The sequence below is a fragment of the Hydrotalea sp. genome (genome assembly GCA_030054115.1).
Classification (GTDB): Bacteria; Pseudomonadota; Alphaproteobacteria; order JASGCL01; family JASGCL01; genus JASGCL01.
The window spans coordinates 1-11,552 of sequence record JASGCL010000041.1 but is presented as its reverse complement, the minus strand read 5'-3'; the positions used below and the strand labels follow the sequence as shown (position 1 = coordinate 11,552).

Annotated in this window: 12 protein-coding genes; 3 read left to right on the top strand and 9 right to left on the bottom strand. The window is 48.6% G+C overall.

Annotated elements, in window-relative coordinates:
* Window positions 1-237 precede the first annotated feature (237 nt).
* A complete protein-coding gene (locus QM529_06700; protein ID MDI9314343.1) occupies window positions 238-480 on the top strand; it encodes a YdeI/OmpD-associated family protein in 243 nt (80 codons plus the stop codon).
* A 5-nt stretch (window positions 481-485) separates the two neighbouring features.
* Here QM529_06700 and QM529_06695 read toward each other — a convergent pair whose 3' ends face one another.
* On the bottom strand, window positions 486-1,640 hold the full coding sequence (locus tag QM529_06695) for a cytochrome c biogenesis protein/redoxin (protein MDI9314342.1): 1,155 nt from the start codon (window positions 1,638-1,640) through the stop codon (window positions 486-488).
* Between the two features lie 60 nt (window positions 1,641-1,700).
* Here QM529_06695 and moaA point away from each other — a divergent pair, with 60 nt between their 5' ends.
* Window positions 1,701-2,843 (top strand): GTP 3',8-cyclase MoaA, encoded by a 1,143-nt coding sequence (moaA, locus tag QM529_06690; GenBank protein MDI9314341.1) that lies wholly within the window; start codon window positions 1,701-1,703, stop codon window positions 2,841-2,843.
* An 18-nt stretch (window positions 2,844-2,861) separates the two neighbouring features.
* On the opposite strand, the gene QM529_06685 is transcribed toward moaA, so the two are convergent.
* The 8 genes from QM529_06685 to QM529_06650 form a co-directional block, all read right to left on the bottom strand.
* Window positions 2,862-3,659 (bottom strand): hypothetical protein, encoded by a 798-nt coding sequence (locus tag QM529_06685; GenBank protein ID MDI9314340.1) that lies wholly within the window; start codon window positions 3,657-3,659, stop codon window positions 2,862-2,864.
* Between the two features lie 7 nt (window positions 3,660-3,666).
* Window positions 3,667-4,737, bottom strand: a complete 1,071-nt coding sequence (locus QM529_06680) for a hypothetical protein (GenBank protein MDI9314339.1) — start codon at window positions 4,735-4,737, stop codon at window positions 3,667-3,669.
* Window positions 4,738-4,760: 23 nt separating this feature from the next.
* Window positions 4,761-5,534, bottom strand: a complete 774-nt coding sequence (dnaQ, locus tag QM529_06675; GenBank protein ID MDI9314338.1) for a DNA polymerase III subunit epsilon — start codon at window positions 5,532-5,534, stop codon at window positions 4,761-4,763.
* 181 nt (window positions 5,535-5,715) lie between these two features.
* Window positions 5,716-7,059: a Tol-Pal system beta propeller repeat protein TolB gene (gene tolB, locus QM529_06670; protein ID MDI9314337.1), complete on the bottom strand. Its 1,344-nt coding sequence runs from the start codon at window positions 7,057-7,059 to the stop codon at window positions 5,716-5,718.
* A gap of 11 nt (window positions 7,060-7,070) precedes the next feature.
* Window positions 7,071-7,913: a hypothetical protein gene (locus QM529_06665; protein ID MDI9314336.1), complete on the bottom strand. Its 843-nt coding sequence runs from the start codon at window positions 7,911-7,913 to the stop codon at window positions 7,071-7,073.
* 76 nt (window positions 7,914-7,989) lie between these two features.
* Window positions 7,990-8,418 carry a biopolymer transporter ExbD gene (locus tag QM529_06660; GenBank protein ID MDI9314335.1) on the bottom strand — a complete coding sequence of 143 codons (429 nt, stop codon included), beginning with the start codon at window positions 8,416-8,418 and terminating at the stop codon, window positions 7,990-7,992.
* Window positions 8,419-8,452: 34 nt separating this feature from the next.
* Window positions 8,453-9,256 carry a protein TolQ gene (gene tolQ, locus QM529_06655; protein ID MDI9314334.1) on the bottom strand — a complete coding sequence of 268 codons (804 nt, stop codon included), beginning with the start codon at window positions 9,254-9,256 and terminating at the stop codon, window positions 8,453-8,455.
* Window positions 9,257-9,458: 202 nt separating this feature from the next.
* Window positions 9,459-9,929, bottom strand: a complete 471-nt coding sequence (locus QM529_06650) for a thioesterase family protein (GenBank protein ID MDI9314333.1) — start codon at window positions 9,927-9,929, stop codon at window positions 9,459-9,461.
* 251 nt (window positions 9,930-10,180) lie between these two features.
* On the opposite strand from QM529_06650, the gene QM529_06645 reads away from it, so the two are divergent.
* Entirely contained in the window at window positions 10,181-11,455 is a 1,275-nt protein-coding gene (locus QM529_06645) for a hypothetical protein (GenBank protein MDI9314332.1), read from the top strand.
* Window positions 11,456-11,552: the final 97 nt, after the last annotated feature.

Here is an 11,552-nt window from a genome sequence, read left to right as displayed (position 1 = left end):
GGGCGCATTAATGTTTATTTGGTGATGTGCTTTGGCACATCACGGCGCCATGGACTCTGCCGCCATTGCGCCGCAATTATTTATGGCAATGGCTTGACGCCATTGCGGAGGCGATGGTGGAGGTGAAGTAACTTATTCCGTGCGAGGCAAAAACGATAAAGGTTTTTGCCTCGCTTGCGGTGGCGAAGGCCAGCTTAATGGATTGCAAGTTGGTTAAAATTCTCATAAGAGAATTTTATGGCGAAAGAAATATCATTACCGCATAAAATGCCAAAGGATTTGCAGGCGGCGTTGTTGGCGGATGCGCAAACAAAAATCTTGTGGGATGATATAACGCCGCTGGCGCGCAACGAATTTATCTGCTGGGTCGAGGATGCCAAAAAACCCGAAACCCGCGCGCGGCGTATCAGAAGAACATGCGAAGAATTGTTAGAGGGCAAACGCCGCCCCTGTTGCTGGCCGGGTTGCCCGCATCGCTAGGCATCTTACTCCGCCAATAATTTTGCAATATATTGGTCGGTTGCGGTGTAATCATGTTCGCCGCAAATCGCCCGCACCACGCGGCCATATTTATTTATAAAATAAAACGCCGGCCAACAACCATTGCGAAAATTATCCCAGGTTTGTAATTTGTTATCAACCGCCACCGGGTAGGTAATGCCGTGGCGGTTGATGGCGGCTTGAATCGACGCGATGGGTTTGTCGGATTCAAATTCGGGCGAATGAACGCCGATGATGACCAATCCCCGGTTGCGATATTTTTTATGCCAACCAACCACCGCCGGCAGGGTATGTTGGCAATTGATGCAGGAATAGGTCCAAAAATTAATCACCACCACCTTACCCCGCAGGTCGCCCATCGCCCACGGCTTATCAACATTGAGCCATTGCTGGATGCCGACAAAATCGGGGGCGGTGAAGGAGAGGGGTTTGTCGTAAACCCCATCGCCGAAAGTAACGGCCGGGCGATTTTCAGCGGCATAAACATTGGTGGCAATCAACATCGCCGATAAAATAATCAGCCCGCCCAATATTTTTTTAACCACATGATTATTTTTTGGCAACCAATTGAAATAAATCATCGCACGCCGGCCGAGGATACTGATAATAAAAAATGGCAAGGTGACACCAACCGCGAAGGACAACACCACGCCAACCGCCGACAGGTTATCGGTTTCGCGAATTACTTGGGTAATGACCGACGCCAACACCGGCCCGGCACATGGCGTCCACACCAGGGCGATGGTCGCCCCCACCATAAGCCCGACCAACCAATCATTGCGGTCGATGTTTTCCGCCCGATTAACAACCCGCGCCGCCCAATTGGCGATGCGCGATGTCATGGCGGCAAATTTTTCGCCCAATTTATCTGACAACATGACCGCGCCAAAAAAAATTAAAAAACCCAACGAAATATTTTTTATCGTGTTCGGCATGATGCCAAAAAAATTTACCAAATAACGGGCGGTGAAAACAAAAATTGTAAAATTAATAAAAAAACCAATCATAATCGCCAACGGCCGGTATTTGCCACCGGTGGAGGATGTCGAAAGAAGCAGGGGCACAATCGGGTAAACGCAGGGCGAGGCGATAATCGAAACACCCTCCAAAAATCCGAGCGCGTTGTTGCTAAAACTCATGATTGCAATACTATAGCATGCAACTTGAAAAAGCAAGCGACCATGTCTATGGTAACAAAAATGACCGAATCTGTTTTATCCAAAGAATCGCGCGGCGTGGCGACCGACATCACCAACGCGCCCAGCGCGCAACCAAATTTGCGCGATGGGTTTGGTCGAACCATCAGCTATTTACGCCTGTCGGTTACCGACCGATGCGACCTGCGCTGTGTTTATTGCATGCCGGCAAAAATGAAATTTTTACCGAAAAAAGAAATTTTGGAATTGGAAGAATTATTGGTCATCGCCAAGCAATTCATCGCCCTGGGGGTGAAGAAAATCCGCTTGACCGGCGGCGAGCCATTGGTGCGAAAAAATATTCTGTGGTTGATAGAAAAACTGGGGCAGGAATTATTGCCAACTGGCACGGGGGGCACGGGCGACAGCGGGTTGCAGGGTTTGCAGGAATTAACCCTGACCACCAATGGCACGCAATTGGCCGGCATGGCCGAACAAATTTTTGCCGCCGGCGTGCGACGGGTAAATGTCTCGCTGGATAGTTTAAAGCCCGATGTTTTTGCGCGCATCACCCGCGGCGGTAATTTGGCCGCGGTGCAGATGGCCCTGAAAACCGCGCAGGTGGTGGGCTTGAAAATAAAAATCAACATGGTGGTGATGCGCGGCGTTAATGACGCCGAGGTGCATGACATGATAGGTTGGTGTGGCGCGCAGGGTTACGATTTGACCTTCATCGAGATTATGCCCATGGGAAATATCGGCGAAGAGGTTGCAGGGAACAGCGAAAATGCCGGCGAAGAAAACTGGTCGGTGCGGCAATCGCAATACATGCCATTGTCGTTGGTGCGCGCCGATATTATGGCGCGGTGGCGGTTGAGCAAAAGCGATTACAAATCGGGCGGGCCAGCAAATTATTATAGATGCGAAGAGACTGGGCAAAAAATTGGTTTTATCACGCCCCTGACCAATCATTTTTGCGCGACCTGCAACCGCGTGCGTTTAACCACCAGCGGCAAACTTTTTCTTTGCCTGGGCAAAGATAACATGGTCGATTTAAAATTGGCACTTCGCACCGGTGGTGCGGAAAAACTGCGCGCCACCATCATCGACGCCATGACGCAAAAACCGCTGAGCCACGATTTTGTGATTGGTCGCAACGACAATAACCCGTCGCAAAAACGGGCAATGGTCGAAACCGGCGGTTAAGCGGGCATTATAACAAAATTAATTTAGGTTTTCCCAATAGCGATAGGCGATGTTGTAGGCGCAGGTCGCAAACCAAAAGAACAACATATTGCTTAAAATCGACAGGGCGAATGATAAGGCCATCGAGCTATCGATAATTTGCGCCAGCATGGCGGGGTTGTCGACCTCGAACACGCCAAAAAACATGCTGAGGATAATCGATAGACCCGACATGATACCCAAGAAAATAAAAGCCAAAAGCCACAGGGTGGAAAAAATCTTGCCGTAAGAATGAAAGGAATGTTGCAACAATTTTATCGGCTGGAATTGCTTATTCAGCACAAAATCAATCAGCGATAAAAAGAAAAATGGCGCAACAAAAACCAGCGGCGTTAATAAAAGGAACATGGTGCGCGCATCGCCGAGGTTGGGCCGAACCGTGTTTTGCGCCAATAATAGCAGTGCGGCCAATACGCCATAGGCGAGCGATAGCATGAACCCAAAAACCAAACTGCGCCACACGAAACGCCGTAAAATATTTATTTTTTTAAATACATCGATGATAGATTGTTTGCGGGTGATGTTGCCATGTAAAAATAATATCCAGCCGGCGACAAATGGCACGCTGACCAACCATTGCGACAGGGTCGAGACAAAAATTCCCAAATCATGGTCGGCGTTTATCGCCGATAGGCGAAACACAACCGTGTCAAGCAAGCCAATCAACAACACCGGCAAGAGGGCAAGATTAAAAACAAAATGCCGTTCGCGCCATGAAACAATAAACCCCTCGCGCAGTGAGCTAATGATATTGAGGTCAATTTTTTTATGGGCCATAAAATATTTATTTTTTATTTGTTTTGGGAAAATTGGCCGGTTTCTGATAACGCAACAACCAAAATGCGCGGGATAGGGCGATGGTGATGATGGTAACGCCAACAAACGAAACAAGCGAAATAACGCTGTCCATTAAGATTACCTGAACGATGTTAGAGCGAATTGTTATCGGTAGCCAAAAGGTCGCGTAAGTGCCGGCGTAATAAACAATCGTGGCAAGAACCAAGCCGTTCATGCTAACCCACAGGGGAATAATCAACATCGCCAAGAACAAGGTAAAGATCCAAATATGATATTGGCGGATGATGCCGAAGAATATTTTTAATTCATCTTCAAAATTTTCCAAATCATATAATTGTTTAACGCTCAGCAGGTGAAAACGGCTTTGAAAAATAGCATAGGGGATAAACATCAGCCAACTGGCGAAGGCGTAAAGCAATATTATCGTCAAGGTCAAATAACATAATAAAATAAGCGCGGTTAGGATACTGTGCAATAGTTGGCCACGTAGCAGGCCGCCGATAAAATCGAACAGCTGGTTAATAATCAGGAAAGAACCGACAAACACCAGCGCGCTGACCAATACCCACAAGAAAATTTTGATGATGAAATCTTTTTTCTGCGCGTTCCAACTTGAAAAACGTAACGACAGGGTTTTGTTTTTGGTGCCTTCGCCGATTGCCCAAAAACTGACCGGGTAAATGCACAGCGCAATCAGCATAAAATTAATCAGCGACGATGCGCCGTAGTTGAACAGCAATGATTTTGGCAATAAAATAAGAAAAACCGAACTGCTGATGGTTGACAGAAGCCACGGGAAGAAAATAATACCGAACAGAAAACCTTTGTTGCGCCAGAACATAACCCAGGCCTCCCACATGACATAAAAATTGGGTGGCAGGTGAGACGATGTTTTTAAATGCGCGCCATATTCTTTTTTAATATTTTTTGATGCCCGTTGCCATTGGTCGCGCGCCTCCAGCGTTAGGTTTTTTGGCATGGCGCGCCAATCCATTTCTTTCGCCCCGTGGAAAAAAAATTTGATGTAATCAAAAATTTGTAGAAAAAAGTTTTTCATAAGATAGGTTATGGGTTGTTATGTTAGCTTGCGGTTGCGCGCCAAATGTTATTCGGGATTTTTTCATGGAGCAATTGTTGGTGTTGCGCCAATTCATCCGCGCTGGCGACAAAATGGCGCGGCGCAAGGGGCGATTTGCCGTTATCATTACCATTGCTTGGGGCGGCGGTTGCATGGCCGGCAAGGAATGGCGTTGAAGCAACCCCTGGATTAACCATGTCCGATGAGGCACCGGCGTCGGCTTTCGCCTTGTTGTTATCGGGGTTCAGGTTAAGGCTGGCTTGACGCCCGCCGTTTAATTCCAACCACACATCGACCAGCAACAACGAATCCTTCAGCGCGCCATGTTGTTGGCGGTCATCAAGGCTGATGTTAAACCGCCGGCATAGGGCGTCGAGGCTGTTGCTTTGCCCGGGGAATTTTTTTCGCGCCACCGTTACGGTGTCGATGACATTATTTTTTAATATCGGAAAACCCAATTCGGCCAGGTGGTGATTGATAAAATTCATGTCAAAATCACTATTATGGATGAGTAAGGTGGCATCGCCAATGAAGGCCAAGAAATCATTCACCACGTCGGCAAACACCGGTTTGTTTTTTAAAAATTTTTGGCTTAGACCATGCACCTGGAACGAAGCCTCGGGCACATCGCGCTCCGGGTTGATATATTGCTGGTAAGTATCGCCCTTTTGAAAACCATGCAATTCGACCGCGCCAATTTCAACAATGCGGTGGCCTTCCTCGGGCTTAAAGCCGGTGGTTTCGGTGTCCAAAACAACATAACGCTGGGTGCTCATGCATAAATTCCTTACCTAGCTTCTATAGACGGACTCGTAAAAAATTCAAGTATTATCTATACCACCACCTGGCCATGAATGCGAAGCTTGGCGGACGTAATGGTTGTTAAATTGCCCCCCGTGGGGCGCGCTGACTTTAATTATTGCGCAACATTTATCGCCATTATTCATCTGGCATTATTCATCGGGCTGTAAGCGGTGACCAGGCGGGGTCGGAGCCGCCAACCGGCAGGATAATTTTTTTCAAAAAATTGCCGGTAACATCCACCGTCCAAAGCGATAGGGCGTCGTCAGCGGCGGTTTTTTGGCGAAAGAAAGCAATCACCCGACCGTTGGGTGACCAGGTTGGCCCCTCGTCAAGGAAACTTTCCGACAGCAAACGTTCGCCACGGCCGTCGGGCTTGACAACGCCGATGTAAAAAATATTATTGCTTTGCTTGGTGAAGGCGATGTAATCGCCGCGCGGCGACCAAACCGGCGTCGAATATTCGCCCGCGCCGTAACTGATGCGGCGCGGGTTTTTGCCGTCGCTGGTCATGACATAAATTTGCGGCGTGCCATCGCGGTCGGAGGTAAAGGTGATAAACCGCCCATCGGGCGAGTAGCAGGGCGAGGTGTTGATGTCGCCGCCGGTGGTCAGGGGCGTGGCCGGTGCACTGCCATCGAGCGGTTTGACATAGATATTGCTGGCGCCGTCTTGCTCCAGGCTGAAAATAATTTTTTTATTATCGGGCGAAAAACGCGGCGCGAAGGTCATGCTGTCGCCGAACGAACCGACCTGTTGATTGGCACCGGTTTCAACATCCAAAATATAAACCTCGGGTTCGCCATGTTGATAGGACATGTAGGAAATTTTTTGCAAATTATTTGAAAAACGCGGCGTCAACACCAGGTAACGGCCGTTGCTGATGTAATGCAAGTTCTCGCCGTCTTGGTCAATAATCGCTAATTGTTTGACCCGTTGTTTTTTACTGCCGGTTTCGGCGATAAAAATAATCCGCGAATCAAAATATGGTTTTTCGCCGGTTAACCTTGTGTAAATATCATCGCTTAATTGATGCGCCAAACGCCGCCAATTGTTTTTGTCGGTGCTTAACATGACACCATTTTGTTCCAAGATATTTTTGCGTTTGATAATATCCCACAATTTTGCGCGGACGATAATCTTATTGTCCTTGCTGGTTACCTCGGTCTGGAATAAAAACTGATTACCAAGTTTTTGCCAGCTGGAAAAAACCGGCGGCGTGGCAAAATTGCCTAAAATCACTGGGTTTTCATCGCCGCTGGTAACTTGAAAAAGGCCGGAGCCCGACAGGTCGTTAGCGATAACCGCAACGATTTTATTGGCAAGCTCGAGGCTGGCGCTATCCTTGGCCGGCACGGCGACATTGCCAATCGCCAGGTTGATGGTTTTTATCGTGCCCTGGCGGATGGTCATCTTCATCACTGCCATCGCGGGCGCGGCGGTCAGGAACAGGGCCAGCACGCCAAAACAAAAAAATAAAAATCGATGATTAGCACGCATGTTATGTTTTTTTATAGGGCGTAATAGGGGTCAAAGGTAAATTCGATATTTTTCCAATAGCGGTATTTGTCTTTTGGTAATTTTAATTTTTGGCAGGCCGGCGTGGCAAAGGAACGAAGCGCGCTTTCAGCCAGGACGCGCGTTGTATCCTGGTTTAATAATTTTTGGTTTTTTAGCGTCGCGCTGGTTACGCGGCCCTCGGGCGACAGGGACAATAACACCGTGATGGTGGTTTTATCGATATCGCGCAGGCCGGCCGGAATTTGCCAGCAGGCAACTATCTGTTGCCGCAGGGTGGTGAATTCGTCGTTGCTTAGGGCGTCTTTATCACCGGTTTTTACCTTATCGTTGGTGATGACCGACTGGCGGTTGGTGGCGTAGGGGCTTTTGTTCTCGGTGGTTTTGCCCTTATCATTGGGGGTGGCGCGAATTGGGTCGATGGTTTTTAAAATTTTGGGCACATTTTGGTTGCTGTCGCCGCTTTTTGCCGGGTTGGCGGCGGTTGATTGCCGGGCGGCGGCCAGGCTGTTATCGGCCCGCCGGCTATTGCTGGGGTTGGTTGTGGCGGTTTGTTGTTGCGCTATTTGCCCTTGGTTGGTGGCGCGACCGCCGATGGGTTTGGGCTTGGCGATTTGTTGATTGCCGAGCGACGCCGGGTCGGGGAGTTTTTGCGTGAGGTCTTTTTCATTCACCAAATCGACCGCGACAATATTTTTTGGTTTTTCGCGCACGAACAGCCACGGCGACAACAGCCCCAGAACCACCACCACCGCCGCAAGATGTAGCACTAAGGACGTAATAAACGATGGCCCCTTATAAAATTTCTTTTTGGCGGGGGAGATATGTTCGGCCATGGTGTTGTGATGTTTTGCAAATCGTCGGGGTGGGAAGGCTTAAGCGGTCGATATTTTTTTTAAGCCGTTGCTGAATTTATTTATTGGCACCATTGCTGGATCCTTCCGTAATCAGCGAGACACGGGTTAAACCCTTTTGCGCTACGTTGTTCATTACCGCCATAATCGTGCCGTAGGAGGCGTTTTTGTCGCCCCGCACATAGATTTTTTTCTCGCGGTTGGTGGCGGCCAATTGAGTCAGGCGGGCGTCCAATTGTTCGGCGGTCATGGCGACGTCGCCCAGAAAAACACTGCCATTGGTTTTGACGGTGATAACCAGCGGTTGGTTATCGGTCGCGACCTTTTGCCCGGTGCCCTTTGGCAAATTGACCGGCACGCCGACGTTTAACGCTGGTGCCGCCACCATAAAAACCACCAACAACACCAACAGCACATCGACAAACGGCGTGATGTTGATATTGGCAATCGGTAGTTTTCTTGAACGGCGGTAACGGGATGGGCGCATGGTTGTTTCCTATAAAAAAAAATATGGTGGTTGGTTATCGGCGTGTGGTTCTTATGTTGTTTCTCGGGTTGCTTTTTAAATGACTGCGCATGGATTTTTGCAAGACCACCGGAAATTCGTCGATAAATGTTTCCAACCGCCCGAGGTATTCTTCGATATCGAGCGTGAATTTGTTATAGGCCATGGTGGCCGGAATGGCGGCGATTAAGCCAACGGCCGTCGCGAACAATGCCTCGGCGATGCCCGGCGCAACCACCGACAGCGATGTTTGGCCGCGGCTGGCAATGGCGGAAAAGGCATTGATAATCCCCCAAACAGTGCCAAACAACCCGATGAAGGGCGCGACCGACGAGGTGGTGGCCAGGATGCCGAGGTTTTTTTCCAATCGGCTGGCCTCCCGCCCCAGGGCGGCGCGGAGCACGCGGTCCATTTTGCTGACGGTGCTTGACCCCTGCAACAATTCATTCATCGCCGATGAAAACATCACCGATAGAGGATCTTTGGGCGTTGGGCCGATGCGTTGGAACAATTCTTCCATCGGGATGCCCGACCAGAAAATTTCGTCAAATCGGTCGGCGCGTTGATGCAGTTTTTTTAATAAAAAATATTTTTGCAAAATCACGCCCCACGAAATAATCGACAACAACACCAACAACAACAACACCAATTTTACCACCGCATCGGCATTGATTAACAATTGCCAAAATGGCCCATCGTTGAATGACGACCGGCCGAGCGATAACCATGACTTGATAACGCCGCCAGCACCAGGCAGGAGCGCCTCAACCTGGTTGGTTGCGGCATGTTTAAGATTGCTGAGAAATTGGTGGAGGCTCATGTGATTGGCGCGGGGTTTGTTTGTTGCTGTGGCGTATTTATGGGCTTGGTCGTCGTTGTTGGCGGTAACTTATTGCTGTTCCTATTTTATAAGCTTCTTTGGCGGTGTTTGATCATTGTATCATCGGCAATCTGCGCCGATTCCAACCAATTTGCAATTACTTAGCCAATTTCGCCAACCAAATCGGGCGTTTTTCAAGGTTTTAGTTGCGCAAAATATCGCTCAATAATTTATTAAGGGCAGGGGGTAACCTGGTTGGTCGCCAACTGGCGGTGGAGACAAACACTAGCAGGATTTCCAAAACAGCTAAAGTTTTTTCGTTGCAGGTAAATTCTTGGCGAAAGGTGATAGAGGTGCGGCCCATCGATAGCGGCGTGGTGGTGATGGTTACCATATCCTCCAACCGCGCGGGATATCGGTAATCAAGCGTGGCATGTTTGACAACAAAACACCCCTGGTCGTCGCGCACCATTTTGCTTGATGGATAATTCAATTGTGTCAGCATATCAAGCCGCGCCCGTTCGGCCATGTCGAGGTAACGCCCGTGGTAGGCCACCCCGCCGGCGTCGGTATCGGCATAGGCAACGGCCATAGTGAATGTAAAAGGGGTTAATTTTTTGGCTGGGGTCATGGTTTTTTTTATAGCACTTTTCTGCTTTTTTTGCATGGTCATTCTATAGTCATTGTTATTTAATTATTTATTACCATGAAAAATAGAACATAACATAAAATTCGCGAGATGAAGCGACAGCCCAACGAATAATAACCGAACGATAAACTACTTTTTATGGATAATAGATTTTATACAAGCAATAAGCTTATTATTATAATTAAAATGACTCCAAATAGAGAACATATGTTCAGGTAATTATTGCTATCAGAATTTGTGGTGCATCCTACCGCCCAAGCAAAGGAGGAGGAGTAATGAAACAGCACGTAGCACCACAATTCGCGGTAGCGGGCAAGAGGCCGAGAAAATCGCAGGGCAAGACGCAGGGCGATGGCCTTAGCCCGTCATCAATCGAACCGCAATCACCGCAACAGAAAGCGCCATCAGCGGCCAGGCCAAATTCATCGCATGATAACGGCCAAGGCCAGCATAACCCCTTACCCAAAATACTACCCAACGACAGCGACAACAATACACATGAAGACAGCCATAAAAACACCCATGAAGATAATAATATAAATAATCCCCTTAACGGGTGGGTGGCGGTGCCGCGTTTTGCGCCGCGATTGGGGCAATCCTTGGTGCAGGGATTGGGGCGGGGATTGAGCGATGGTTATGGCGCGACAGCCCATAATATGACGACATTATTATTCAACCAGCCAACGTTTATTAATAGGTTGTCACCCCAGACGCATGATAACCTGACCAACCATGGTGCTGGGTCGTCATTTAATGATGTAGCGATAAGTGGTTTATTTAATAAGGGCATGGTCGCCAGCGCAGGCATTAATATCGCAAAACAGATAGAACAAAATATTAATAATCAAAATTTTGTCGGGGGCGAACCCGACATCAACAGGTCAATAACAACAGATGGCGGCGGCCAACCAATGGCAAACAACCCGGCGGCGGAAAATCTCGGCGGTGGTAGCAAAGACGGCGGCAATGATAATGGTGGCAAGGACGACAAGCCATTGCAACAGATAGAAAAAATTAGCCTGGTTCATGGTAGCCTGACGATTGATAGCGGCACCGGCCCGGGCAATGGCGACATGCCCAATGTAACATTAACTGGCTTTGCCCAATGGGCGGACATAGTTCAAGTTATGCCCCGCAACAATTATAAATTGACCATCGCCCATGGCGCGGTGTTGGCGATTAATGATATCAGCGATTTTGTTTTACAATTGGCGCAATATATTACGATAGACAACAACAGCGATGGGTTGGTTATGCTAACCGAGGGGGTCGCCCCCGGCACAATCATTTGGCAAGAACAGGTGGAAAGGTTGCAGGAGGAGAATCTTGACCAGCGCATAATAGAGGAAAGCAACGGCAAATTTTATTTTATGGACTTGACGGATGGCAGTTTTATCAAGGTGGTCGACGATGGGTTGTTGCCGCTGGCGTTATTACCACCGCAACCCGACATGGTTACGCCGGGCAATGATTATGCAACCGGCGGGGCGTTATCAATTGATTCATTATCGCACCACATCGCTCAAGCCACCGGCTTTGAAATCATATAATTGCTTTTATTTTTTCGGCTGGATGTGCGACCTGCCTCAAGTAGCGAAGCGTGCGCTCAAGCAATGCAATGATAGCGCAGATAAATTTGGCGATAAT